The sequence below is a fragment of the Streptomyces sp. NPDC091682 genome, assembly GCF_044756625.1.
GTDB lineage: Bacteria > Actinomycetota > Actinomycetes > Streptomycetales > Streptomycetaceae > Streptomyces.
This window is the reverse complement of record NZ_JBIVTH010000028.1, coordinates 42,034-64,275: the sequence shown is the minus strand read 5'-3', so window position 1 is coordinate 64,275 and position 22,242 is coordinate 42,034. Positions and strand designations below refer to the sequence as shown.

General features: G+C 68.1%; 26 protein-coding genes and 1 pseudogene. 12 read left to right on the top strand and 15 right to left on the bottom strand.

Annotation, left to right across the window (positions count from 1 at the left end; all coding sequences use genetic code 11):
* Positions 1 to 26 precede the first annotated feature (26 nt).
* Positions 27 to 491: a hypothetical protein gene (locus tag ACIQK6_RS38110; RefSeq protein ID WP_402697029.1), complete on the bottom strand. Its 465-nt coding sequence runs from the start codon at positions 489 to 491 to the stop codon at positions 27 to 29.
* A 386-nt stretch (positions 492 to 877) separates the two neighbouring features.
* Complete coding sequence (locus ACIQK6_RS38105; RefSeq protein WP_402697028.1) at positions 878 to 1,405, bottom strand: ATP-binding protein; 528 nt, start codon at positions 1,403 to 1,405, stop codon at positions 878 to 880.
* A 208-nt stretch (positions 1,406 to 1,613) separates the two neighbouring features.
* On the opposite strand from ACIQK6_RS38105, the gene ACIQK6_RS38100 reads away from it, so the two are divergent.
* Both ACIQK6_RS38100 and ACIQK6_RS38095 read left to right on the top strand, forming a co-directional pair.
* The gene (locus ACIQK6_RS38100) at positions 1,614 to 3,014 is read left to right on the top strand and encodes a Tat pathway signal protein (RefSeq protein ID WP_402697026.1); all 1,401 of its coding nucleotides are present in this window, start codon (positions 1,614 to 1,616) and stop codon (positions 3,012 to 3,014) included.
* A 71-nt stretch (positions 3,015 to 3,085) separates the two neighbouring features.
* Positions 3,086 to 3,571 carry an SAM-dependent methyltransferase gene (locus tag ACIQK6_RS38095; protein ID WP_402697024.1) on the top strand — a complete coding sequence of 162 codons (486 nt, stop codon included), beginning with the start codon at positions 3,086 to 3,088 and terminating at the stop codon, positions 3,569 to 3,571.
* Positions 3,572 to 3,633: 62 nt separating this feature from the next.
* Here the strand turns inward: ACIQK6_RS38095 and ACIQK6_RS38090 are convergent, their stop codons facing one another.
* From ACIQK6_RS38090 to ACIQK6_RS38075, 4 genes are all read right to left on the bottom strand, one after another.
* A complete protein-coding gene (locus ACIQK6_RS38090) occupies positions 3,634 to 4,230 on the bottom strand; it encodes a GNAT family N-acetyltransferase (RefSeq protein WP_402697022.1) in 597 nt (198 codons plus the stop codon).
* A gap of 518 nt (positions 4,231 to 4,748) precedes the next feature.
* The gene (locus ACIQK6_RS38085) at positions 4,749 to 5,654 is read right to left on the bottom strand and encodes a tyrosine-type recombinase/integrase (protein ID WP_400957396.1); all 906 of its coding nucleotides are present in this window, start codon (positions 5,652 to 5,654) and stop codon (positions 4,749 to 4,751) included.
* A gap of 298 nt (positions 5,655 to 5,952) precedes the next feature.
* The gene (locus ACIQK6_RS38080) at positions 5,953 to 6,129 is read right to left on the bottom strand and encodes a helix-turn-helix domain-containing protein (protein WP_402697077.1); all 177 of its coding nucleotides are present in this window, start codon (positions 6,127 to 6,129) and stop codon (positions 5,953 to 5,955) included.
* Positions 6,130 to 6,349: 220 nt separating this feature from the next.
* Positions 6,350 to 7,504, bottom strand: coding sequence for a tyrosine-type recombinase/integrase (locus ACIQK6_RS38075; protein WP_402697020.1), 1,155 nt, complete (start codon positions 7,502 to 7,504; stop codon positions 6,350 to 6,352).
* 94 nt (positions 7,505 to 7,598) lie between these two features.
* Between ACIQK6_RS38075 and ACIQK6_RS38070 the strand changes: the two are divergent.
* A pseudogene (locus ACIQK6_RS38070) lies at positions 7,599 to 7,763 on the top strand (pirin family protein); the annotation flags it as partial.
* Positions 7,764 to 8,503: 740 nt separating this feature from the next.
* Here ACIQK6_RS38070 and ACIQK6_RS38065 read toward each other — a convergent pair.
* Genes ACIQK6_RS38065 through ACIQK6_RS38055 form a run of 3 tightly spaced genes read right to left on the bottom strand, consistent with a single transcriptional unit; the run spans position 8,504 to position 9,902 of the window.
* Complete coding sequence (locus ACIQK6_RS38065) at positions 8,504 to 8,770, bottom strand: hypothetical protein (protein ID WP_402697018.1); 267 nt, start codon at positions 8,768 to 8,770, stop codon at positions 8,504 to 8,506.
* A gap of 50 nt (positions 8,771 to 8,820) precedes the next feature.
* The gene (locus ACIQK6_RS38060) at positions 8,821 to 9,141 is read right to left on the bottom strand and encodes a cation transporter (RefSeq protein ID WP_402697017.1); all 321 of its coding nucleotides are present in this window, start codon (positions 9,139 to 9,141) and stop codon (positions 8,821 to 8,823) included.
* Positions 9,142 to 9,161: 20 nt separating this feature from the next.
* The gene (locus tag ACIQK6_RS38055; protein WP_329107166.1) at positions 9,162 to 9,902 is read right to left on the bottom strand and encodes a tRNA-dependent cyclodipeptide synthase; all 741 of its coding nucleotides are present in this window, start codon (positions 9,900 to 9,902) and stop codon (positions 9,162 to 9,164) included.
* Between the two features lie 72 nt (positions 9,903 to 9,974).
* Between ACIQK6_RS38055 and ACIQK6_RS38050 the strand changes: the two genes are divergently transcribed.
* From ACIQK6_RS38050 to ACIQK6_RS38040, 3 genes are all read left to right on the top strand, one after another.
* Positions 9,975 to 10,388 carry a heavy metal-responsive transcriptional regulator gene (locus ACIQK6_RS38050; protein ID WP_402697015.1) on the top strand — a complete coding sequence of 138 codons (414 nt, stop codon included), beginning with the start codon at positions 9,975 to 9,977 and terminating at the stop codon, positions 10,386 to 10,388.
* A gap of 575 nt (positions 10,389 to 10,963) precedes the next feature.
* Complete coding sequence (locus ACIQK6_RS38045; RefSeq protein WP_329107171.1) at positions 10,964 to 12,103, top strand: sulfite exporter TauE/SafE family protein; 1,140 nt, start codon at positions 10,964 to 10,966, stop codon at positions 12,101 to 12,103.
* Positions 12,100 to 12,363, top strand: a complete 264-nt coding sequence (locus tag ACIQK6_RS38040) for a cation transporter (protein ID WP_329107173.1) — start codon at positions 12,100 to 12,102, stop codon at positions 12,361 to 12,363. Before ACIQK6_RS38045 ends, ACIQK6_RS38040 begins: the two co-directional genes overlap by 4 nt.
* 54 nt (positions 12,364 to 12,417) lie before the next feature.
* Here the strand turns inward: ACIQK6_RS38040 and ACIQK6_RS38035 are convergent, their stop codons facing one another.
* The 3 genes from ACIQK6_RS38035 to ACIQK6_RS38025 form a co-directional block, all read right to left on the bottom strand.
* Complete coding sequence (locus tag ACIQK6_RS38035) at positions 12,418 to 13,761, bottom strand: hypothetical protein (RefSeq protein ID WP_329107175.1); 1,344 nt, start codon at positions 13,759 to 13,761, stop codon at positions 12,418 to 12,420.
* A 132-nt stretch (positions 13,762 to 13,893) separates the two neighbouring features.
* Positions 13,894 to 14,892, bottom strand: a complete 999-nt coding sequence (trxB, locus tag ACIQK6_RS38030) for a thioredoxin-disulfide reductase (RefSeq protein WP_329107177.1) — start codon at positions 14,890 to 14,892, stop codon at positions 13,894 to 13,896.
* A 4-nt stretch (positions 14,893 to 14,896) separates the two neighbouring features.
* On the bottom strand, positions 14,897 to 15,316 hold the full coding sequence (locus ACIQK6_RS38025; RefSeq protein ID WP_329107179.1) for an arsenate reductase ArsC: 420 nt from the start codon (positions 15,314 to 15,316) through the stop codon (positions 14,897 to 14,899).
* Positions 15,317 to 15,466: 150 nt separating this feature from the next.
* Between ACIQK6_RS38025 and ACIQK6_RS38020 the strand changes: the two genes are divergently transcribed.
* The 3 genes from ACIQK6_RS38020 to ACIQK6_RS38010 are packed head-to-tail and all read left to right on the top strand — an operon-like array spanning position 15,467 to position 17,666.
* Positions 15,467 to 15,781 (top strand): helix-turn-helix transcriptional regulator, encoded by a 315-nt coding sequence (locus tag ACIQK6_RS38020; RefSeq protein ID WP_266635074.1) that lies wholly within the window; start codon positions 15,467 to 15,469, stop codon positions 15,779 to 15,781.
* 35 nt (positions 15,782 to 15,816) lie between these two features.
* Entirely contained in the window at positions 15,817 to 16,611 is a 795-nt protein-coding gene (locus tag ACIQK6_RS38015) for an MIP/aquaporin family protein (protein ID WP_329107182.1), read from the top strand.
* Positions 16,608 to 17,666, top strand: a complete 1,059-nt coding sequence (locus ACIQK6_RS38010) for an ArsO family NAD(P)H-dependent flavin-containing monooxygenase (RefSeq protein ID WP_402697011.1) — start codon at positions 16,608 to 16,610, stop codon at positions 17,664 to 17,666. Before ACIQK6_RS38015 ends, ACIQK6_RS38010 begins: the two co-directional genes overlap by 4 nt.
* A 10-nt stretch (positions 17,667 to 17,676) precedes the next feature.
* On the opposite strand, the gene ACIQK6_RS38005 is transcribed toward ACIQK6_RS38010, so the two are convergent.
* Positions 17,677 to 18,084: a heavy metal-responsive transcriptional regulator gene (locus ACIQK6_RS38005; protein ID WP_402697009.1), complete on the bottom strand. Its 408-nt coding sequence runs from the start codon at positions 18,082 to 18,084 to the stop codon at positions 17,677 to 17,679.
* 174 nt (positions 18,085 to 18,258) lie between these two features.
* Here ACIQK6_RS38005 and ACIQK6_RS38000 point away from each other — a divergent pair, with 174 nt between their 5' ends.
* Together ACIQK6_RS38000 and ACIQK6_RS37995 are read left to right on the top strand one after the other, a co-directional pair.
* Entirely contained in the window at positions 18,259 to 19,146 is an 888-nt protein-coding gene (locus ACIQK6_RS38000) for an alkylmercury lyase family protein (protein WP_402697007.1), read from the top strand.
* A 90-nt stretch (positions 19,147 to 19,236) separates the two neighbouring features.
* The gene (locus tag ACIQK6_RS37995; RefSeq protein WP_402697006.1) at positions 19,237 to 19,803 is read left to right on the top strand and encodes a DinB family protein; all 567 of its coding nucleotides are present in this window, start codon (positions 19,237 to 19,239) and stop codon (positions 19,801 to 19,803) included.
* On the opposite strand, the gene ACIQK6_RS37990 is transcribed toward ACIQK6_RS37995, so the two are convergent.
* Together ACIQK6_RS37990 and ACIQK6_RS37985 are read right to left on the bottom strand one after the other, a co-directional pair.
* Positions 19,796 to 20,290, bottom strand: coding sequence for an N-acetyltransferase family protein (locus ACIQK6_RS37990; protein WP_329107191.1), 495 nt, complete (start codon positions 20,288 to 20,290; stop codon positions 19,796 to 19,798). The two genes, ACIQK6_RS37995 and ACIQK6_RS37990, sit on opposite strands and share 8 nt — an antisense overlap.
* Positions 20,287 to 20,649, bottom strand: coding sequence for a helix-turn-helix transcriptional regulator (locus ACIQK6_RS37985; RefSeq protein ID WP_053790345.1), 363 nt, complete (start codon positions 20,647 to 20,649; stop codon positions 20,287 to 20,289). The genes ACIQK6_RS37990 and ACIQK6_RS37985 overlap by 4 nt, the downstream gene beginning before the upstream one ends.
* A gap of 114 nt (positions 20,650 to 20,763) precedes the next feature.
* Here ACIQK6_RS37985 and ACIQK6_RS37980 point away from each other — a divergent pair, with 114 nt between their 5' ends.
* The gene (locus ACIQK6_RS37980) at positions 20,764 to 22,125 is read left to right on the top strand and encodes an NAD(P)-binding domain-containing protein (RefSeq protein WP_402697003.1); all 1,362 of its coding nucleotides are present in this window, start codon (positions 20,764 to 20,766) and stop codon (positions 22,123 to 22,125) included.
* The last annotated feature ends 117 nt before the right edge of the window (positions 22,126 to 22,242 follow it).

Sequence of the window (22,242 nt, the reverse complement as noted above, 5' to 3'; positions counted from 1 at the left end):
CCTCGGCGCAGCGGGTGGAGCGGTGTTCATACCGAGGCCGCCGGAGGTGTGACAGCGGCGGGCCCTCTGGACCATTGCCCGGCCCACCTGGTTGGAGCGGAGCCCGCTGACGTCTCGTCGGCGGTCGGCGCCGAGGTCGTGTCGGAGGGAGCCGGGTCCAGGACCTCGTCAACGACCTCTCCCGTCATCCAGGCCAGTCGGCGCAGGAGGCCAAGGTCCTCGGTGTCGAGGCGCAGCCGGTCGTGGACCTCGCGAAGGAGGAAGCGTGCTCGCGACCGAGTCTGTTCGGTGAGCCCCGTCCGGATCTGGCGGGAGGCGCGGTCCGTCAGCGAGCCGAGGGACACCGCCACGCTGGCGGTCAGCGGCCGGACGTCGCGCGGGTCGAGGGCATCGTCGAGGACCCGATTGAGGGTGTCCCACAGCTGGCTGTCCTCGCCGGTGATGTCCTCGTATCGAGAGACTGCGAGGGTGCGCAGTAGACGCCAGGCCACAGCTTCCGCCTCAGGCGCTGTGTGAAGGGTCCCGGCATGCGCCCCAATGCCCGGCCGTGAAGGCGGAGAGGGTAAGCAGGCTTGCGGTGCGGGGATCGGGAGCGACAGACCCACGGAAACTCCTCGGGCAGAAATGGATGTCGGGTGCCAGCAATGGGCGGGGGAGCCGGCGGTCACCAGGTGCGGGGCGCGGTGTGAGGCCCCGCCGTGCCGCACGGTCTCGTGCCCGGTCTCGACCGCCCCCACGGGGCATGGCCGTGGAGGGTCCGGGACGTCACCCGGCGGCGCATTGCGTACCGTGCGACTGAACAAGGAGTCGCGGACCAGTTCCGCCTCAGAGTCTTCGAGCCCGGTCCAGTGGACCTGAACGTCAAAGTCGGGCAGCGTCACGAGCGATCGGTCCTGGCGCGTGCGATCGGGCGAGTGCTTCCGGTGCGAGCTGCGCAGGCAGGCTGTTCGGCGATCAGTAGGTAGGCGCTGATGACCTTCCCCTTCCCGTCGGGTCTGGGGGAGGCACTCCAGTGGGCGGTCAACTGCGTGACGATGGACAGCCCGCGGCCGTGCTCCGCCAGGGTGCCCGAGAAGGTGGCCTTTGGAATCGGGGGCGCGGGATGGGGGTCCGCTACCTGAGTGATCAGAGCTTCTCCGGGGACCAGGGTGAGCGCGACCATGCATTCGCTCGTTGAAGGGTCCGGATTGCCGTGCGTGACGGCATTGGTGACCAGCTCACTGCAGACCAGCGTGGCAACGTATTCCAGGTCCGGATGGCCCCACCAGGCCAACTGGTCCGCGACGAAGTCCCGTGCGGCTTTCACGGATTCAGGGCGGCTTGGCAGATTCGTACAGGCCCAGAAGGCGGCGGGTGAGGCCAGTGCCTTGAGCATGTTGTCGCGCGTGATCTGGTGGGAGTTCATCGCTTCACCTCGTTCCTCTTCCGCGGTCGTGGACGGTCTTGCAGAGCGTTCGGGCGGACGCCGGGGATGGCCGAACTGCAGCCAACGAAGTGGCCCTTGCGGTTACCGTTACGCTCAGCGAACCGTGATTCACTCGGCGTGGGTATCCCGTGGAGGGTGCGGTACCGCGTAAGGCGCGTAAAGATCGTTTCGTGGACGGGAGCTTCCGGTGCCGCGTGAGCGCAACATCTTGCTGGAGGGCGTGCTGCGGCAGCTTGGCTGGTCGCAGGCCACGACCGCCCGGCATCTGCAGCGTGTGGCAGCCGAAGTCGGTGCCGACGACTTGAAAGCGGTGTCGGCTTCGCATGTCAACCAATGGGTTCGCGGATCGCACCCTGAGCCGCCGGCGACCCGTATCTTGTGCGAAGCGTTGTCGCGAGGGCTGAGCAGCCGAGGGACCCATCGGGTTGTTACGGCAGCCGACATCGGGCTTAAGGAACCTGATGAGAAGGCAGGTTCCGCAACCCGGGACAGCGACTCGATCGCACAGCTCGTCGATCTCGGGGGGACCGACTTGGACCTGGAGCGCCGCCGCACCCTGAAGGGTGCAGCCTTCTCTCTCGCGGGGATGTTCCTGCCGTCCGACCGATGGTGGCAGGACACCGTCACTGCAGCTCAGTCGCGGAAGCCGTCGGACGCATGGCAGGTCGGCCCGGATGACGTGGCCGCCGTACGGGAAATGACGCAGCTGCTTTCCCAGCGTGAACAGCGCCGCGGCGGCCAAGACGGCCGTTCCGCCCTTGTGGCCTACCTCCGGACCGACGTCGCCGGATATCTCGGCGGCCGATTCCCGGATCACCACACGCGGCAGGAGATGTTCACTGCTGCCGGCGAACTGGCATACCTGGCAGGCTGGACCGCCTTCGACTCCTCCGAGCACGCCCTCGCCCAAAAGTGGCTCGATATTGCCCTTAGGCTGTCTGCCGAAGCCGACGACGCTCCCCTGGCCGGACATATCCTCCGGGCCCAGGCGCACCAGACCCTAGACCTCGGCCATCCCACCCAAGCCCTCCGCCTGGCCGAAGCCTCCGTCGCCCACCGCCGCTACACGAATGCGAGCCCGCGCGAACGCTCCCTCCTGGGGGTCGTTCATGCACGCAGCCTGGCGGCAGCCGGCCACATGCAGCAGGCCATTGCCGCTCTGCTGCGCGCCGAAGACGACCTGCGCCATGCTGAAGGCGGAGATCACGAGCCTGCCCGAGTCTTCTTCTTCTCCGAGGCAAGTCTCGCGCACGAAACGGCCCGCACCCTGCAGAGCCTCGGAGATCTCCGCGGGGCTGAACGTGAGTTCCAGCGCAGCGTCCGCACCCGCCGCGCCCAGCCTTTCGCCCGCACCCACGCGGTCACCCTCGGCCTCATGGGCGCGGTGCAGATACAGCGCGGAGCTGTCGATGCGGCCTGTGCCACCTGGTCCCAGGCCCTGGACACCATGCAGGGAGTCCAGTCCGGCCGGGCCCTGGACACCGTGGTCCAGATGCGCCGATCCCTGTCTCCTTATCGAGGCCGCGGAGGAACGTCGTTGGCCCAACTCGACGATCGCGCCCGCACGGTGATCAGCCGGGTACGCTGACCGCGCCATCACAGCACCGGCTCGGACCGGGGAACACCCAGGCCGTGCTGGTAGTCGTAGGGGAGGATTTCGTGTACGACTCGATCACGTTGGAGGCCGTCGCCCATGTCGTCGGCGGCCACGAGAAGCCGGCCGACGACTACCAGGGCGGAGTCGAATCGATCATCCGCCTTCGCCCCGACTTCCCGCTGGATACCTTGCAAGGCCTTGAGGAGTTCTCCCACCTGATCGTCACCTGGCGCTTCCACCTGGGATCCGATGCCGACCTCCACCTCGGAGCCCGCAGCCCCCGGAACAACCCGGAGTGGGAGCCCACTGGCACCTTCGTGCACCGAAACCACCGGCGCCCCAACCGTATGGCGACCAGCTTTCCCCGGCTGCTCAAGGTCGAAGGACGGGATCTGCACGTCACCGACCTTGACGCCGTCAACGGCACCCCGATCTACGATCTCGGCCCCTACTTCGAGCAGATGGGACCCCGCGGCCCCATCACCGCCCCGGCCTGGCCGTCGGTGATGCTGGAGCACTACTGGGACCCTGCTGCCGAGCGACCCTGACCCTGGGACGGGGCGGAGGACGGTGCCTGCTGAGCCTCTATGCCCCTGGCGTGGTGGGGGGCTCAGCGCCGCAGCCGCCAGCGAGTGAACACGCACTGGTCGGGGCCGGCGTTGATTCCGAAGGGCAGCCCGATGCGGTCGAGGAGGAATCCCTGGCCGGCGGCGTGCACACCGTACCCGCAGCCGGTGTAGAAGCTGCCCAGGCCCCGTTCGGTCTCGAAAGACCCGTACAGAAGGAAGTAGTCGAGCTGCTCGTAGACCTGCCAGGCCCGTTTCATCAGGGCGCGGGCAATACCCTGGCCACGGGCTTCATCGGCCACTGCCAACCCGTGCACCTTGCCGATGGCCACGCTCAGCGTCAACGCCTCCACGTTGCTGTACCCGTGGTCCAAGGCTCGTTCGATGATGGTTCCGGGAGCAGTGACAGACAGGACGCCGATCGTCCGGTCCTGTTGGTCGGCGGCCACCAGGGTGAGGCTGACGCTGGCCATCGAATCGGCCATAGCGTGTCCAGCGGTACGACGTGCGAAGTCCTCGAAGAACGTTTTGGTGGTGCCGTCCAGGCCGTTGAGGAGAGCCGCCCCCGCTGTGCCTTCCTCGATGGACGACCGAAGGGCCGGCATGAGCCGGACCCCGGCCGTTTCCAGCAGCGCGTCCACGGCGTCCGTGTCCGCCGCCGTTGCCAGTCGTACGCGGGTGCTCCTGGGGGCAGGCCAGCCATCCAGTAGCCGACCAGCAGTCAGTCGTACGGGCCTGCTGCTGCCCTTCTTCGCCGCGCGCTTGGCCACCGACAACCCCCTGGAATCAACGGACGGGAACGGCGCTGAGCGCCACGAGGATGTTGTCCATCGCCAAGGTCGTTCAAGGAGCGTTTACCGGCCGAATGTGTACGACCTGTCGGCCAGGTAGTTCGGCACGACCGTGTCGCGGAAGCGAGATCCCGGCGCGCTCGGAGCGGTAGGCGCTGACCCGGTCACATCCTGACCTGAGCGCGCCCACCATGCCGTCCTGCTCGCCGGCGTCTGGCCCCCAGCCATTAGGAAGTGGAGCACCTGGTCACCCGGTTCGGCTTCCGCCGCAGAACGAGTGCAGCGGCAGCAGGCGACGTCACCAGGGCTCTCCTGTGGCCGGAGCGCCGGTCTGCTGGTCTGTCCGCAGGCCAGCCCGGTTGGTGAGTTCAAGCTGCCAGGCCAAGGTCGAGGAGCTTGGCGGCTTGTCCGAGGGTGCCAGGCATGAGGTGTCGGTAGGTCTTGAACGTGATCTCAATGCTTTTGTGCCCCATCCACTCGGCTACATCCGTGATCGCAATTCCGTGATTTAGGCAGTTCGAGGCGAAGAAGTGGCGCATGCTGTAGATGACCATGCCGTCGGGGATACTGAGAGCCTCTGCCCTACGAAGGCGCTGCCACTGGTTCTGAAAGAAATACGGCTGGAACGCTTGGGCTTGGTCTTTGGGGTGCCGAAGTAGATAGCCGTCGGTTGTGCCGTGCTTCTCGGCATGCCATTCGATTGTCTCTCTGACCCGCATCGGCAACGGGACGTCGCGATATTCGCCCTTCTTTCGATGCTTGATCGGGCCGTACTTCCGTGTGGTTTGGTTAACTTGCTCAGCGACTCGGTAGACGTCATCCGCCACGATGTTGTTCAGGTTGACCGCGGCGGCTTCGCCGTTGCGCAGGCCGCAGCCGCTCATGAGGTCTACGAGCAGGCGGAAAGAGTCATCGCCCTGACTGCGTAGCGCTGCGAGCTGGGGTGCCGTAGGGATCACTGCGCGCGCGGGGGAGTATTGGGGATGCTGGACCCCGATGATCGGGCTTTCTTCGTAGACGCCGAGGCGGTGAGCGTCCAGAAGGATGGTGGCGAGCTTGTCGAAGGCGTTTGACTGAGCGGCTGAGCCTACGTCGTGCGCTTCCATGTGTCGCACGAATTCGTCCACAACTTTGTGATCGAATGAATCCATTCGTCTGCTGCCGAAGAACGGCAGCAGATGACACCCAAGAAGCGAGTCGAGCTGCCTGACAGAGGACTCTGCCAAGTGTCGTTGGCCACCGCGCCATTCGGTGGCGTACTCGGAGAACGTCATCCGTCCGTACCTTGTGGCGCGTTCCGCCTTTGACGGGCTTCCCGTGCCTCTTCTTGCCCGATACGCCTCGGTGAGCCTCCTTATGGCTGCGTCTTGGGTGGCGAATCCGGACTCCTGGGTTTGGCGTCCCGAGGGGTTTCGGTACCGGATTTTGTAATCGTGGGAACACTTCGACCATCTATTCATCGGGTGGTCGCAGACTTTGAAAAAGGTTCCCATTCCCCGGGGTAGGCTTCTTACTGTCACAGCTTCTTCTATTCGGTCCTGTGTGCAGTCGTTCGTGAACGTCTTGCGTCTCTCAATTGAGTGAGACGCTCTGTTGTTCGATCCATCTTTGGACCTCGGATACGCGGAACTGCATCTTGGCGTTGCGCCCGGTGCCAAACTTGTATGCAGTAAGGCCGACTCGGGCTGCCTCCCGGTACACCCATGGAACCGACATGTTCAGATGTTGTGCCAGTTCCCTTGCTGTCATGAACTGCGCTGGCATGCTGCTCCCTTCGCTACGGACTGGGCGTTCTTCCGTTGCCATGGTCCGCAGATTCCCCGGTTTCGGAAACCGGGGATCGTCGGCTATATAGGGAGGGCATCCTGTGCGGCGGGTACCTGTGCTCGATGGAGCCAGTCTTCGACCGTGAGCGGTGTACGGAGCGGTCGTGACCGTGTCGGTTGCCGTGCCAGCGATACGCACAGCCTCATGCGGTGAGCCCCAGGTCCAGGAGCTTGGCTGCGCTACCGATGGAGCCGGGCATGAGGTGGCGGTAGATCTTGAACGTGATCTCGATGCTGTTGTGCCCCATCCATTCGGCAACGTCGGTGATGGGGATGTTGTGCCGCAGGCAGTTCGAGGCGAAGAAGTGGCGCATGCTGTAGATGACCATGCCGTCGGGTATGTCGAGATCGCCCCGTCGTTTCAATCGCTGCCATTGGTTCTGCAGCAGGTAGGGCTGGAAAGGCCGTGTGGGGTCACGGGGGTGGCGAAGCAGGTACCCGTCGACGTTGCCGTACGTATCGGCGTACCACTCGATGGTGTTCCTCGTCCTTGCCGGCAGCGGGACGTCGCGGTACTTGCCGGCCTTCCGGTGCTTCAGGCGGTCGTAGGTCTTCGTGGTCTGGTTGACCTGCTCCGTCACGCGGTAGACGTCGTCGGCCACGAGGTTCCGGAGATTGACTGCGGCCGCTTCGCCGTTGCGGAGGCCGCAGCCGCTCATCAGGTCCACCAGGAGCGTCAGGGTGTCGTCGCCAGCGACGCGAACGGCCTGGAGTTGCTCCGGGGAGGGGATCACGGCGCGCTTGGGGTCGTACTGGGGAGGCTTGACTCCCGAGAGCGGGTTGTCGTCAAAGAGTCCCAGGCGATGGGCGTCGAGGAGGATCGCCTTCAACTTGTCGTAGGCATTGGACTGGGCTGCCAGGCCGACACCGTTCCGCTCCATGGTGCGGATGAACCCGTCGACGACCTTGTGGTCGAAGCTGCTCATCCTGCGGCTGCCGAGGGCCGGGAAGATGTGGTGCTGCAGGAGCGAGTCCAGGTGACTGAGGGACGCCGGCGCCAGGTGTCGCTGGCCGTCCTTCCACTCCGTCGTGTACTCCCGGAGCTGCATGGGGCCGTACTTCGCGATGCGCTCGGCCTTCGCGTCTCGCCTCGGCGTCGCCTTCCTGGCCTTGTAGACAGTGGTCAAACGGTTGATGGCCTCGTCCTGCGTGGCGAACCCCGACTCCTCGGCTTGCCTCCCGCCGCTGTCCCGGTAGCGGATCTTGTAGGGGTGAGGGCACTTCGCCCACCGGGAGGGGGAGTGCTCGCACTCCTTGAAGTAGCTGCCCATTCCTCGCGCGAGCGTCTTGGCGGCCATTGGCGCGGACTCCCAGGATTCCGATGCTGACAGTTTGCTGACCGTCAGCGATCCGAGACCCTGTTGACCTGCGGAAACGCGTTGCTGGACCGAAATGTTCTGGAACTGGATTGGCCGCTCCCATGAGGATATCGCACAGGCCCGCGAGGACTGGATGAATGGGACCAGATTCGGCGAGGTGAAGGGGTATGACGGCCCTCCGCTTCCGGCTCCTGACCTGCCCCCGGCCCACCTCAAACCACGCGGCCGAGTGCGCTGACCTGCGATATCTGGAGTGAGGAGGACCCGCGGGGCGCGGGTCAGGCGCCTTCCGGTTACTGAAGCCTCGGCGCTTCCGATCGCGCCCCGCGCTTGCCCTTCGATGGTGCGGGGCCTTCCCCCTCTGTGGGCGTCCGTGGGTGGGTGTGTGTCTACGAATGCTGACCCAATGCTGACTTTCCTGACGCTGCGTCAGGTGAGGCTTCGTGCAGGTACAGACGTCGAAGCGGCTTCGTCGGCGATCCGCGCTTGTCTGGAAGTTGTTCCCGGCTACGTGCCGGTCGGGGTGCCCGCTGCGCTCCGCAAGGGCCGGACCGCGAGTCTGATCGCCTGGGTGCTACCGCTTGTAGGAAGCGGACAACCCCTGCAGCGGTCGTTGCAGCGGCGTCCTGCAGTCTCGGCGAAGTGGGCTTCCGGGAGGCGGGGCGATGAAGGTCGCTGCCGTGAGAGTGTCCGCGGCTCTGTGGCGTGCCTTCCCTTGCCCCTCGTCATTTGATCCGCGTGACCTAGTACTGCAACGGTCTTTGTTGTGATGGTTTGTTGGTTTCTGGTGGTGTGTGGCCGCGTCGTTTGTAGTGGCTGGTGCGGGTTTGGTGTTGTCGTCGCCGTCGCCAGTGTGACCAGTGCAGGACGTGGTCGATGCTCGCGCGGGCTGGGTAAGTCGGCTGATCAGGCGTCGGATCTCGGGCAGGCTCAGGGGTATGAGTGGGGAGGATCCGTTTCTGCTTTCCCGGTGTCGAGTTAGGCGGCGGCCAGCGCGTCACGGATCGCCGTGAGCATCTCATCCCTGTGAAGAGCGTTCTCCGACGACCAGATCGGCGACTGAAGGGAGGCGGCGATGCCGAAGTCCCGGTGCTTCCCGTCCCGGCCGGCGATCCGGAGCGATCGCTTCTTGAGAGGTTCGACCGAGGCGATCTCCCGCAGGGGCACGGATCGGGCCTCGTTCGCCCACGCAACCACGAAGTTGATCGCCTTGGCGGCTCCCGCAGGGCCAGTAGCGGCGGACATCTTGGCGAGCAGCTCACCGGCGGGACGGGTGCCCAGCAGCGCCGAGGCGATCAGACGCCGGCGCAGACTGGCAACGTGGGATCCCTCGGCCTCGTCCGCCCCCGTCTCCTCCGCCGTGCCGTTCGAGAGCTGGCTGCGGATCGGGGCGGCGCCGTAGCCGATGGCCTCGCGTCGGCGATCAGCTGCTCAGGCGAGATCTCCGGGTTGTCCCGTGTGATGTGAGCGGTCGCGGTCGCGAGGTTCACCGTCGCGCTCACTCCGGGAAGCTTGGCCAGCTTCCGCTCGACCCGCGCCACGCATGAAGCGCAGGTCATGCCAGTGATGGCCAGTTCTATGGAGTGATCGGCTTCGGACGGTGTGGTGGTAGCCATGGCAGTTCCTCTTGTTGCTTTCAGTCTCGTACGGGATCGGGCGCAGCGGGTTGGCCAGCCGGTGCGACCACGGCGAAGCTCTGGCCGGCGGCCGGCTGCCAGGACAGCTCGCGCCGGTACAGGCGGCGCAGTACGTCGGGCGGCTGGTGGTAGCAGAAGACCGACGAGGCGGCGCCGACGATGGACGGGGTGTCGGTGAACAGCGGCAGCTCGGCCAGGAAGTATCGGACCGCGTGCTCGATCTGCTGCTCGTCCGGCGGCTGTCCGGCGGGCAGCTTCCCGGCCAGCACCCAGCCGGTGGCCTCCCGGCACGCGTCCCGGAAGCCCGCGTCCTCGTCGTACCGTCGCAGCCCGCTCGCGTGGAGCCGTCCGAATGCCGCGTTGTCCTCCAGCTCGGCCCACCCGAGCACACGCTTCTCGGCATCGGGCACCCCCAGGGCACCCAGCGCGGTGACGATCTTGTTGCGGGTGTACTGGCCCTGCCTGCGGGCCTTCCACGCGGCCTTCTCCGGTGCGTACCCCAGCGCCTCGAACATGAAGGCGCTCGGTGCATCGGGTACGAAGAAGTCCACTCGCTCGAACCGCTCCAGCCCCCACGCGGCCAGCTTCTGGATCCGGCCGGTGGAGAAGTGGCTGTTGAAGGGGCTGATCCCGAAGCAGGCGTGCTCGGCCCGCTTGACCGCTTCGGCGCACTGGCTGCTCAGCGGTGTCACCGCCAGCCCCGCCGTACAGCCGTCGTCCTGATCTGCGCCCGTCCTCATGCCCGGACGCTAAAACCTTGCCCTTAGGGCAAGGTCAAGCGCACACTGGCGGGACTCGCACGAAAGGATCCGTTGACGCTCACCGTCGGCCGTATCGCCGCGCAGACCGGGCTGAGTCCCAAGGCCGTCCGCCTGTACGAGGCGAACGGCCTCATCGATCCGCCCGAGCGCACCGCGGCCGGCTACCGCACCTACACCGAGGACGCGGTTCCCGTGCTCGGCTTCATCCGCCAGGCGCAGGCCCTCGGCCTCAGCCTCAAGGAGATCAAGGACATCCTCGACCTCCAGCGCCGCGGCGAGCAGCCCTGCGGCCTCGTCACCAGCCTCCTCGATCAGCACCTGGCTGACATCGACCGCCGCATCGCCGACCTCCAGGCCCTGCGCACCACCCTCCGGACCGCGCGCGCTACGGCGGGCCAGGCGGCGGAGCGGGGGGAGAACGCCGTGGTCTGCCAGATCATCGAAGGTGTCCCCGCAGGATCCTGACCCGCGCCCTGAGCGACGGGCCCGGGGGTGCTGAGAGGCTGCCGACGCGGCTTGGCCTAGCATGGCGCGCATGTCGCGACGCCTGCCCCTGCCGCTCCGGACGTGGTCCGGAGTGCTGCTGGTGTGCGCGCTCTTCGCCTGCCTTACGTGACTGGCACGTCCTGCGATGGCGATGCCGGGCTCGATGGAGATGTCCTCGCACATCGTGATGAGTGGGCATGCCGCGGCTCCGGCTGCCGCCGAGTCGCCGGATCACGGTCCGAGCTGCCCGATGGCCGCCGAGCAGTGCGTGTCACCGAAGGGCATCATCGCCCAGGACGGCCCGGCCGTTCCTGTGCTCGCGACCGTGTCGGACGCGACGCCTTGCTCCTCCGACCTCCTGATGAGGCAGCCCAATGCCCCGCCGCCGGCGGCGGCTCCTCCTGATCTGCACCGGTTGTGCGTGTCACGGACGTGATGTCCGGCCACCCGTGAGGCGAATGCCTCGCGGGACGCCGTGTCTTCTCACGTCCGCCTCGGCACGCCCGGATTTTCCGTGTGCGCGTGCCGTCGTCGCAGAACAGGAGTAACGACGCATGCCGTCGTCCATCGCTTTGCTGATCACCGGTGCGAGCACCGGTCTGCTCGCCGGTGGCGCCTCGTGTGCCGCCGTACAGGGGGGTTTGCTGGCCGGCGCCGTGACCCGCCGCCGTACCCCGGCCCCCGCCTCGAAATCGACCGCCAAGCCGACCGCTAAGCCCCATGCCTCCCAGCCGGAGGCCGCTACGCCGCTGGCGCCGGTCGGAGCCTTCCTTGCCGGCAAGCTCGCCTCCCACACCGTGCTCGGCGCCCTGCTGGGCGTCTTCGGCAATGCCCTGCAGCCCAGCCCCCGCACCCAAGCGGTGCTGCTGCTCGTGGCCGGGGCGATCATGGTGCTCTTCGCCCTGGACCTGATCGGGGTCAAAGCCGTGGGCCGGCTGCTGCCTAGGCCCCCGGCGTCGTTCGGACGCCTGATGCGGCGCAGCGCGAAGACTGACACGGTCGCCACCCCCGCCCTGGTCGGCTTCGCCACTGTCCTGGTGCCCTGCGGGGTGACCCTCTCGATGGAGCTGCTCGCCATCACCTCCGGATCGGCGGTGGCCGGGGCCGCGGTCATGGCCGGATTCGTGGTGGGCACCGCGCCGCTGTTCGCTCTGCTCGGCTATCTGTTCCGGCGTAGCAGCCAGGCGCTCTCGGGCAAGCTGGCCGGACTCACCGGTGTCGTGGTGCTGGCCGTTGCCGCCTGGACCATGATCTCCGCGCTTCAGGCAGGCGGCTGGGTCTCCTTCGACTCCCCCTCAGCGGGCCAGCAGACCTCGGCGAGCGGCCCGTTCATCGTCGAGGGCGGCGACGGCAGCGGTTCCGGGGGCGGTGGCGACTCGCAGGAGCCGCCCGAGAACCCCGTACGTACGGACGCGTCGGGGCGGCAGATCATCACGCTGACCGTGACGGACTTCTACGCCCCGACCCAGTTCACCGTGAAGGCCGGCGTGCCCACCACGCTCATGCTGCACGGCAAGGACTCGGGCGGCTGCGCCAGGGCGTTCACCATCCCCGAACTCGGGGTGCAGGAGATCGTCAAACGGGACGGGGACACCAACGTCGACCTGGGTACCCGCAAGGCGGGAACCCTCCGTTTCACGTGCGCCATGGGCATGCAGACCGGCGCTATCGAGTTCAAGAAGGACCTGTCATGAAGCTCTTCGGCCGCAAGAACAAGACCGAAGCCGACACCGGCTCTCAGGTCGAGCTCCTCATCGAGGGCATGTACTGCACCAGCTGCGGCCTCCTCATCGACGACGAGCTGGAAGACCTCCCCGGAGTCCGCTCGGCCAACACGGACACACGAACGGGACGCAGCATCGTCCACCTGGAGGAGGGTGCGCACGTCGAAAGTGCGACTCTCGTAGCCGCGGTGGAAGGGGCGGGCGACTACAAGGCCCGGCTCGCCGACTGATATAGCGCAGCGGCCTTCTGGGAGTCGACCGGCTCCCAGAAGGCCTGCGCGGCGTCAGCGCAGACGGAGGCGGCGCAGCGCCATCACGGTGCCGTCGGGGTGCAAGGAGACGGGGCCGCGCCACTTTGCGTCCCAGGGGTCGGCGTCCCAGGAGTCGCGGAGGGCGTGTGCCTCTTGGCGGTACTGCTCGACCCTGCCTTCTCGTAGGTGCTCGAACAGGTCCTCGGCGAGGCCGGAGAAGGCCTCGACGCGGATCCCGTTGAGGCGGAAGACGTGATCGGTGCCCACGAAGTTCTTGCCGTGGATAGTGTGGGTGACGTCTTGGACGATGCCGGTGCCGGCGTGGGTGAAGGTCTCGAAGTGCCGCTTGCCCTGACGCTCGGTGAGGTAGCGCGCTGTGGGCTCACCACCGCCGGTGAACGCCATCAGACCTGCCGCATCGGCCTGGGCGAGAACGCGGCCGAACCAGCCGTGCTCCTCCGGCTGGAGGTGGTATCCGGGCAGGATGACCGGCTTCTCGTCCGGCTCGGTGGGAACGTGGATGCCGGGGACGATGGCGCGGTCCTCGACGGGAGGGTCGAGGGTCACTGTCGTCGGCAGCTGCAGGGTGCCGTCCCCGGGGGCTTGGAGCAGGTAGACGGTGATGTTCTCGCTCTTCTTGGGGAGCGTCGTGCCGAAGACCAGGGACGGAGTTCCGTTGTACGGGCCGATGTGGATGCCCTCGACGTCGGCGGAGGCGGTGGCGAGCTGTTTGTGTGCCTGGGACACATTGCCGTGGGTCCCCTTGCAGGTGACCGGAATGACCCGGGACGGCTCACCGGGTTTCCAGACCTCCAGGAAGAAGTTTGGTCGCCTTGGGGCGCTGCTGCGCCCGGCTTCCTTGCCGGTCAGCTCCCAGCCGGCCCGCATGGCTATCTCGGCGTCGATGACGGATATCGAGTGAGCCGGATACTGCGCGGAGAGCACGCGGTGGGCGAGCGCGAGGGCGAAGCCGATGCTCAGCTCGCCCGACTGGGTGGCAGCGTAGTGGCGCCGAGGGTTGCGGCCCTCTGATGAAAGAGCCATGTAGTGGCCGTCGTTACCGGTCAGGGCCTGGCAGTACTTCAGGCTTGCCCAGTGCTCGGCGAGGCCTCGTCCTGCGCCTTGCCGGGCGAGGACGTTGGCCCGGCCCAAGGTGTGGAGGACGTCCCAAGGGGTGAGCTGGAGCGACAGGCCGAGCGGCTTCACCGGTAAGGGGCGGAGTTCCGGCTTGCGGCGCAGGGGCGCCTGGTTCTTCTCCTGTTTGGCCTTGTCGTCCGCGGCAGCCGCTTTCGCGACGCTGCCCGCCAGTTCCGCTGTCGACTGGACGGATATGTGCCACGGCTGCGCGAGATCCCTCAGTACGTCTGCACGCTTCAAGCTGCTTCCCCCTACGTTCGTACGGGTGTTACAGGCCAACGTCGCAAGCTACGTGGGGGAGCAGGGGCGCATGAAGGGCGTACGCGCGCACATGTTGAAGGGCGGCCCCCGTGCGAGGCGGGGGCCACCCAATTAGGCCTTGGCAGGCTCGAGTTCAGCTTCTGCGCTGTTTCCGTCATTGAGCGCGGTGAGGTAGCGCTCGGCGTCGAGGGCCGCGGCGCAGCCGGTGCCCGCTGCGGTGATCGCCTGGCGGTACGTGTGGTCGACCACGTCGCCGGCGGCGAAGACGCCGGGGATGTTCGTACGGGTCGATGGCGAGGCGGTCTGGATGTAGCCCTCGTCGTCCAGGTCGAGCTGTCCTGTGAACAGCTCGGTGCGCGGGTCGTGCCCGATCGCGATGAAGAGGCCGGTGACGTCGAGGTCGCGGAGCTTGCCGGTGAAAGTGTCACGCAGGACGACACCGGACAGCATGCCGTTCGCTTCCTTGATCTCGGCGATCTCGCTGTCGAAGGCGAAGGAGATCTTGTCGTCGGTGAAGGCCCGGTTCTGCATGACCTTGGAGGCACGCAGGGTGGAGCGGCGGTGGACGACGGTCACGGACCTCGCGAAGCGGGTGAGGAAGGTGGCTTCCTCCATGGCGGTGTCGCCGCCGCCGACCACGACGATGTCGCGGTCGCGGAAGAAGAACCCGTCACAGGTGGCGCACCAGGACACGCCGCGCCCGGACAGTTCCTCTTCTCTGGGCATGCCGAGCTTCCGGTAGCCCGAGCCGGTGGCGATGATCACCGCGCGGGCGCGGTGGACGGTGCCCTCGGAGTCGGTGACTTCCTTGATCTCCCCCGTGAGGTTCACGGAGACGATGTCGTCGTCGATCATCTCGGCGCCGAACTTCTCTGCCTGGGCCCGCATGTTCGCCATGAGGTCCGGGCCGTCGACCCCGTCGGGGAAGCCGGGGAAGTTCTCCACCTCGGTCGTGGTGGTCAGCGACCCACCGACGAAGATGGAGCTGCCGAAGAGCAGAGGCTTCAGCTGAGCGCGGGCGGTGTAGAGAGCGGCGGTGTATCCGGCGGGACCGGAGCCGATGACGATGACGTTGCGTATGCCGTCGTCGGCGGTGGTTGCTTCGCCCACGGGATCAGCCCTGCTTCTTGGCGTCGATCTCGGCGATCAGGCCCTCGATGAGGCCCTTGATCTCGTCGCGGATGGGGCGGACGGCCTCGACGCCCTGGCCGGCGGGGTCCTCGAGCTGCCAGTCAAGGTAGGTCTTGCCGGGGAAGTACGGGCAGGCGTCGCCACAACCCATGGTGATGATGTAGTCGGACGCCTGGGCGGCCTCGGGGGTGAGGGCCTTCGGCTTCTGGTCGGAGATGTCGATGCCCAGCTCGGCCATCGCGGCGACGGCCGAGGGGTTGATCTGCTCGCCGGGCACGGAGCCGGCGGAGCGGACCTCGACGCGGTCGCCGGCGAGGTGGCGCAGGAACCCGGCCGCCATCTGGGAGCGGCCCGCGTTGTGGATGCAGACGAACAGGACGGAGGCGGCAGGAGCGGAGGACATCTGTTCTTCCTTGGGGTGAGGCTACTGCGATCGTGATCACGATGTCGGCGGCGCCTGGGCAACCTGTTCGGTCAGCGGCATGGCGTAGGCGTCGGCTATAAGGTCAGCCCGGACTGGTGTCAGCCCCAGCTGATGTGACAGTATCAGCACATGATGACGTCAGTCGACACTGATCTGATCCGGGTTCTGGCCGACCCGCTCAGGCTCCAGATCGTGACCCTGCTCGCACGCGAGACGCTCTGCACCACCCACCTCGTGGAGGAGACGGGTGCCAAGCAGACGAACCTCTCCAACCACCTGAAGGTGCTGCGCGAGGCCGGGGTCGTGGATACGGAGCCATGCGGACGGTACATCTACTACCGCCTGCGCCCGGAGGTCATCGAAGCTCTCGCCGGTCAGTTCGCCGACCTCGCCACGACCGCGCGTGCCACCGCCGAAGCGAACCTCAAGCGGTCCTGCCCATAGCCCGCTCTGCCTCACCTGCCCGAGGAGAACCCGTCTTGACCGCCACCGAGCCCGTCGCCGCCCCCGCTGTGGAGAGCGACATAGCCGCCGACACGTCGCCGCAGCCCGCACCCGGCGCGACTCCGCCCCGCACCCCGCTGATCGCCCGCGCCGCCGCCGAGATCGTCGGCACGGCCGCCCTGGTGGCGATCGTCGTCGGCTCCGGCATCCAGGCCACCAAGCTCACCGACGACGTGGCTCTTCAGCTGCTGGCCAACTCCACCGCCACCGTCTTCGGCCTCGGCGTGTTGATCGCCCTCCTCGGGCCGGTCTCCGGCGCCCACTTCAACCCGGCCGTCACTCTCGCCGAGTGGTGGACCGCCCGCCGTGGCGGCGCCGGAGTCACCGCCCGCGAGCTCGCCGTCTACGTTCCCTCGCAGATCGCAGGTGCGATCGCGGGCGCGGTCCTGGCGGACGCGATGTTCGGCGAACCGCTGGTGAAGTGGTCCACGCACGACCGCTCCGCCGGGAACCTCCTCCTCGGCGAGGTCGTGGCGACCGCGGGCCTGATCCTGCTGATCTTTGGCCTCGCCCGCACCGACCGCCTCCGCTTCGCTCCTGTCGCGGTCGCCTCGTACATCGGCGCCGCGTACTGGTTCACCTCCTCCACCTCTTTCGCCAACCCGGCCGTCACCATCGGCCGCGCCTTCACCGATACCTTCGCGGGCATCGCCCCCGCCTCGGTGCCCGGCTTCATCGCCATGCAGGTGGTCGGCGCGGTCGTGGGTCTGGCACTCGTGGCGGTCATCTTCATGCGCGGCAAGAGCGACACGGAGCAGCCCGCAGCATGACGCGCAGCACGGATGTGGTGGTGATCGGCGGCGGCCAAGCAGGGCTCGCCGCCGGCTACCACCTGCGCCGCCTGGGCATCGAGCACGTCATCCTCGATGCCCAGGCCGCGCCCGGCGGGGCGTGGCAGCACACCTGGGATTCCCTCCATCTGTTCTCCCCGGCCCAGTACTCCTCGCTGCCCGGGCGGCTGATGCCCGCCCAGCCCGGCCAGACGTACCCGGACGCGCAGCATGTCGTGGAGTACCTCGCCGACTACGAGAAGCGATACGAGCTGCCGGTCCAGCGCGGCGTATGGGTCGATGCGGTCCATCGCGACGGCGTCTGTCTGCGGGTGGAGAGCGACTCGGGCGACTGGCGGGCCCACGCGGTCATCAGCGCGACCGGCACCTGGACCCGCCCGTTCATCCCCACCGTCCCCGGTCGCCGGGAGTTCTCCGGTCGCCAGCTCCACACGGTGCAGTACAAGAGCCCGGCCGAGTTCGCCGGTCAGCGGATGATCGTGGTTGGCGGTGGCAACTCCGGTGCGCAGATCGCCGCCGACCTCGTGTCTGTGGCCGAGCTGACCTGGGTCACCCAGCGTCCGCCCCGCTACCTGGCCGACGACATCGACGGCAGGGCCCTCTTCGACGCCGCCACCGCCCGCCGCCAAGCGCTGGACGCCGGACGCACCGACACCGGGGGCGTGGCCTCCCTCGGCGACATCGTCGCCGTCCCGCCTGTACGCGCCGCCCGGGACGCCGGACTCCTCACCGCGAAGCCGATGTTCACACGCCTCACCACCAAGGGTGTCGAATGGGCCGACGGCACCCAGGCCGAGGTCGACGCGATCATCTGGTGCACCGGCTTCCGCCCCGCCCTCGCCCACTTCGCGTCCCTGCGCCTGCGCGGCACCCGCGGCCACATCGCCACCGAAGGCACCCGCGCCGTGGACGAGCCGCGCCTGCACCTGCTCGGCTACGGGGACTGGACGGGCCCGGCCTCCGCCACCCTCATCGGTGTCGGCCGCCCCGCCAGGGACGCCGCCCGCGAAATCGCCGTACTCCTCGGCGGGTGAGAACGCGTCCTCAGTGTGTCGATCGCGGCTGCGTGAGGATGGTGCAGATGTCGCCTTCCGAGCAGGTGTCGGGATCCATCGAGGCGGCCCGTCGGGCGAGGTCGCGCAGTGTACGGGTCTGCCTGAGTTCGACCAGGATGCGTTCGATCTCAGCGAGGTGCTCGCCGATCAGTGTGGTGACTTGGCCGCACGGAGCCTGCCCGCTGTCACGCAGGTCCAGGACCGACCGGATCTCGGCGAGGCTCAGGCCGGCCGCTTGAGCGTCTCGGATGAACGCCAGCCGGTTCACGAACTCCGGTGCGTAGTCGCGGTACCCACCTGCCGTGCGCGGCGGGGCGGGCAGCAGTCCGGCCTGCTCGTAGAAGCGGATGGTCTTGGCCGTCACCTGGCCGGCCGCCGCGAGGTCACCGATACGCATGCCTCCACGCTACGGCCTTGACCTTCCAGTGCACTGGAAGGTCTATGTTCGGTTCGCAAGCTCACCGACCGGGAAGGACAGCGGGATGCGGATCACGATCCTCACGGTGCCGGAGTGCCCGAACGTGCCGGTCGTGCAGGAGCGGTCACGGAGGCACTCGACGGCCGTGCTGCCGTGATCGACCTGGTCGAGGTGTTCGAAGAGGGCGAGGCGGCCCGGTGGGGCATGACTGGTTCGCCCACGGTGCTCCTCAACGGCACCGACCCGTTCCCCATCCCTGGTGCTCCGCCGTCGGTGTCGTGCCGCCTCTACCGTGACGCTGGCGGCCGCACCGACGGTGCACCGAGCGTCCAGGCTCTCCGGGAGGCGTTTTCGGGAGTACGCAGGCCCCAGGCGGCCGAAGAGCAGGACTGCTGCGAGACCGACCCCCTGGATCCGATCGGCCGGGCAGGGCGGGGGAGGCGGGCGCCTGCGGAGCGCGGCCTGCGGCTGGTCCAGCACGCGATCCTGCGGCACTTCGCCACTACGGGGCGCGCGCCGGAGGCCACCCTGCTCGAACCCGTGGCGGCCGAAGCCGGACGGACAGCCGGAGAGGTTCTGGCCGAGCTGGACCGCGAGGATTTTCTGACCCTCGCCACATCTGGACGGATCGCGGCCGCGTACCCGTTCTCGGCAGTGGAGACGCGGCACCAGGTACAGCTGGCCAACGAGGTGCGGGTCTGGTCGATGTGTGCGATCGACGCGCTCGGCATTTCCGCAATGCTCGGCCAGGACGTGACGGTCTCCTCCAGCGACCCCATCGACGGACAGCCGGTGACCGTCTCTTTCGTCAACGGTGCGGCGCGATGGGAGCCTGCCGGTGCGGTCGTCTTTGTCGGGCGCCGTGAGAGCGAGGGCCCAGCTGCCGCGGTGTGCTGCGACGCCCTGAGCTTCTTCTCCGGCCTCACCCCGGCCGAGCAATGGAAGTCGGCGAACCCCGAAGTGCGTGGGGAGATCGTCAGCCAGGCCCGCGCCATTGAGATCGGGCACCAGACCTTCGGCCCGCTCCTCGAGGAGGACTGACAGCTCGCTGCTTCTGTTACTCCCGCTCAGGAGCGGGAATCATCGCAACCTCCGGCCGGTCCCCGAGTACCGACCCAGAGTTGGCAGGCCATGATGGAGGCGATCGCGATGGACCGGCAGGCTGTGTACGAGGACTACGAACGGGCCCGCCGCGGCTTCCATCAGCTGCTGGAATCCGCCTCCGAGGCGGACCTTGCACGACCCAGCCGCGGTACCAAGTGGACCAACGAGCAGCTGTTGTGGCACATGCTCATCGGCTACATGGTCGTCCGGGCTCTGCTGGTGCTGGTCCATGTCTTCGGGCGGCTTCCACGCGGCGCCGGCAAGGCGTTCGCTCGCCTTCTGGACGCGGGAACCGTGCCGTTCGACTGGGTCAACTACGAGGGTCCACGAGGGGCGGTGAAGGTCTACGGACCGCGCCGGATGGGCACCGCCTTCGACCGTGTCCTCGACTCCCTCCAGCGTCGGCTGGCCGCCGAGTCCGATGCCGACCTGGCCCGCGGTATGCACTACCCCGTGCGGTGGGACCCGTTCTTCAAGGACTTCATGACACTCGCGGACGTCTACCGCTACCCGACGCAGCACTTCGACTTCCACCACCGCCAGCTCACGCTGAACAGCAGCGACGGGCGCAGCGGGAAGCCTGAGGTCAGCTGATCCGCGGGCTGCGGCGCTCCAACAGCACCACGTCACGCCACACGCCGTGTTGGCGGCCGATGCGCTCGCGGGTGCCGATGACCCGGAAGCCGGCCCGCTGGTGGAGGGCGAGGCTCGCGCGGTTCTCGGGGAAGATGCCCGACTGGATCGTCCAGATCCCCGCGGTCTCCGTCGAGCCGATCAGTGCGGTAAGGAGCTGCATGGCGACGCCTCGGCCACGGGCGGCCGGGTGGACGTAGACGGAGTGCTCGACCACACCCGCGTACGCGCACCGGTCCGAGACCGCGCTCGCCGCGACCCAGCCCAGTACCTTGCCGTCCTCGCCGACAGCGGCGAAGCGGTGCTCCGGCAGCTTGCCCGCCGCGAACGCCTCCCACGGCGGGGCGGTGGTCTCGAAGGTGGCGTTGCCCTCGTCGATCCCCGCCTGGTAGATCGCCAGGACCTCATCCGCGTGCGCTTCGGCCAGCGGGGCGATGGTGATGCTCATGCGGCGGCCGCGCGGGTCAGGAGCTGCCCCATGGCGGCGAGCACCGCAGGCTCTACCCGGTAGTACACCCACGTGCCGCGCCGCTCGGAGGACAGCAGCCCGGCTTCCCGGAGCTTCTTCAGGTGGTGGGAGACCGTCGGCTGGGAGACGCCGACATCAGAGATGTCGCACACGCAGGCCTCGCCGCCCTCGTGGGAGGCGACCAGCGAGAACAGCCTCAGGCGGACCGGGTCGCCCAGGGCCTTGAACATGACGGCGGTCCGCTCGGCCTCTTCGGCCGTCAGCGGGCGCTCCGACAGGGGCGGGCAGCACGCTGCCACGGCCTCCGGCTCCAGCAGCGGCAACACCTTCGTAGTCATGCCTCCATCATCCGAGAAATTTCGATAGATGTCTATGTTGACGAACGTCGATTCAAGGTCCACTCTAGAGGCGTCAGGACATCGACAAACGTCAAATCAACCGGGGAGCCTGCCGTGAACGCAACCACCGAAGCCCTGCCTGTCGTCGTGATCGGCGCCGGCCCGATCGGACTCGCCGCGGCCGCCCGCCTCATCGAGCGGGACATCGAGCCCCTGGTCCTGGAGGCCGGTCCGGTCGCCGCGTCCGCCGTGCGCGACTGGTCTCACGTACGCCTCTTCTCCACCTGGTCCGAGGTCGTCGACCCCGAGGCCGAGAAGCTCCTAGCCCCCACTGGCTGGGTGAAGCCGGACGGTGCCACGTACCCCTCCGGTGGCGACTGGGCCGAGCTCTACCTTCAGCCCCTGGCCGACGTCCTCGGCGACCGCGTCCGCTACAACGCCACCGTCACCGGTGTCTCGCGCACCGGCCGTGACCGCATCGTCGACGCCGACCGAGAGAATCAGCCATTCGCCGTTCACATCACCAGCGCCGAGGGCCGTGAGGAGCGGATCTTCGCCCGCGCCGTCATCGACGCCTCCGGCACCTGGTCCACGCCCAGCCCGGCCGGCGGTAGCGGCCTGCACGCACTCGGCGAGAAGAGCGCGGTCGACCACGTCACGTACCGCGTCCCCGACCTGAAGGACCCCGCCGTCCGCACCCGCTACGCCGGCAAGCGCACCGCCGTCATCGGCTCGGGCGCCTCCGCCTTCACTGCCCTGGCCTACCTCGCCGACCTCGCCAAGGCGGAGGACGGCGCCGGGACGCACGCCACCTGGATCCTCCGACGTGGGATCAGCGGCTCCACCTTCGGCGGCGGCACCGCCGACCAACTGCCCGCCCGCGGCGCCCTCGGCCTCGCCGCCAAGGCCGCCGTCGACGGCGGCTACGCCGACGCGGTCACCGGTTTCCGCACCGACGCCATCGAGAAGACCGGGGAGGGCCGCCTGGTCCTGGTCGGTGAGGATGGCCGCCGCCTGGACCCGGTCGACGAGGTCATCGTCCTCACCGGCTTCCGCCCCGACCTCACGTTCCTCGACGAGCTCCGTCTCGGTCTCGACGAGCGCCTCCAGGCCCCGGTCGAGCTCGCGCCGCTGATCGACCCCAACCAGCACTCCTGCGGCACCGTCTACCCGCACGGGGCGGGCGAGCTCTCTCACCCGGAGAAGGACGTCTACCTGGTGGGCATGAAGTCCTACGGTCGGGCCCCGACGTTCCTGGCCATGACCGGCTACGAACAGGTCCGCTCCGTCGCCGCAGCCCTTGCCGGCGACCGCGAGGCCGCCGAGCGCGTCGAACTCACCCTTCCCGAGACCGGAGTGTGCGGCGGCGCGGGCCTGTTCGACCAGCCCGAGGCCGCCGAAGAGACCGGCGGCGGCTGCTGCGCCGCCCCGGCCACCCTCATCATTGGCGCCCCCGCCTCCTCCGGCGGCTGCTGACCACGGTGTCCAACACCAAGGCCGGAGCGGGGGGGGGGGGGGGGGGGGGGGGGGGGGGGGGCCGCCGCGCCCCCCCCCCCCCCCCCCCCCCCCCCCCCCCCACCCCGCCGCGGGCCG

What these genes read in the sequence shown, in the direction of transcription:
- ACIQK6_RS38080 (WP_402697077.1), bottom strand. Translation starts at nt 6,129, where the DNA reads ATGACAGCAAGGGAACTGGCACAACATCTGAACATGTCGGTTCCATGG.
- ACIQK6_RS38045 (WP_329107171.1), top strand. Translation starts at nt 10,964, where the DNA reads ATGCCGTCGTCCATCGCTTTGCTGATCACCGGTGCGAGCACCGGTCTG.
- ACIQK6_RS37995 (WP_402697006.1), top strand. Translation starts at nt 19,237, where the DNA reads ATGATGGAGGCGATCGCGATGGACCGGCAGGCTGTGTACGAGGACTAC.
- ACIQK6_RS37990 (WP_329107191.1), bottom strand. Translation starts at nt 20,290, where the DNA reads ATGAGCATCACCATCGCCCCGCTGGCCGAAGCGCACGCGGATGAGGTC.
- ACIQK6_RS38075 (WP_402697020.1), bottom strand. Translation starts at nt 7,504, where the DNA reads ATGGCCGCCAAGACGCTCGCGCGAGGAATGGGCAGCTACTTCAAGGAG.
- ACIQK6_RS38085 (WP_400957396.1), bottom strand. Translation starts at nt 5,654, where the DNA reads ATGACGTTCTCCGAGTACGCCACCGAATGGCGCGGTGGCCAACGACAC.
- ACIQK6_RS38105 (WP_402697028.1), bottom strand. Translation starts at nt 1,405, where the DNA reads ATGAACTCCCACCAGATCACGCGCGACAACATGCTCAAGGCACTGGCC.
- ACIQK6_RS37985 (WP_053790345.1), bottom strand. Translation starts at nt 20,649, where the DNA reads ATGACTACGAAGGTGTTGCCGCTGCTGGAGCCGGAGGCCGTGGCAGCG.
- ACIQK6_RS38020 (WP_266635074.1), top strand. Translation starts at nt 15,467, where the DNA reads ATGATGACGTCAGTCGACACTGATCTGATCCGGGTTCTGGCCGACCCG.
- ACIQK6_RS38055 (WP_329107166.1), bottom strand. Translation starts at nt 9,902, where the DNA reads ATGAGGACGGGCGCAGATCAGGACGACGGCTGTACGGCGGGGCTGGCG.
- ACIQK6_RS38025 (WP_329107179.1), bottom strand. Translation starts at nt 15,316, where the DNA reads ATGTCCTCCGCTCCTGCCGCCTCCGTCCTGTTCGTCTGCATCCACAAC.
- ACIQK6_RS38005 (WP_402697009.1), bottom strand. Translation starts at nt 18,084, where the DNA reads ATGCGTATCGGTGACCTCGCGGCGGCCGGCCAGGTGACGGCCAAGACC.
- ACIQK6_RS38010 (WP_402697011.1), top strand. Translation starts at nt 16,608, where the DNA reads ATGACGCGCAGCACGGATGTGGTGGTGATCGGCGGCGGCCAAGCAGGG.
- ACIQK6_RS38040 (WP_329107173.1), top strand. Translation starts at nt 12,100, where the DNA reads ATGAAGCTCTTCGGCCGCAAGAACAAGACCGAAGCCGACACCGGCTCT.
- ACIQK6_RS38060 (WP_402697017.1), bottom strand. Translation starts at nt 9,141, where the DNA reads ATGGCTACCACCACACCGTCCGAAGCCGATCACTCCATAGAACTGGCC.
- ACIQK6_RS38065 (WP_402697018.1), bottom strand. Translation starts at nt 8,770, where the DNA reads ATGTCCGCCGCTACTGGCCCTGCGGGAGCCGCCAAGGCGATCAACTTC.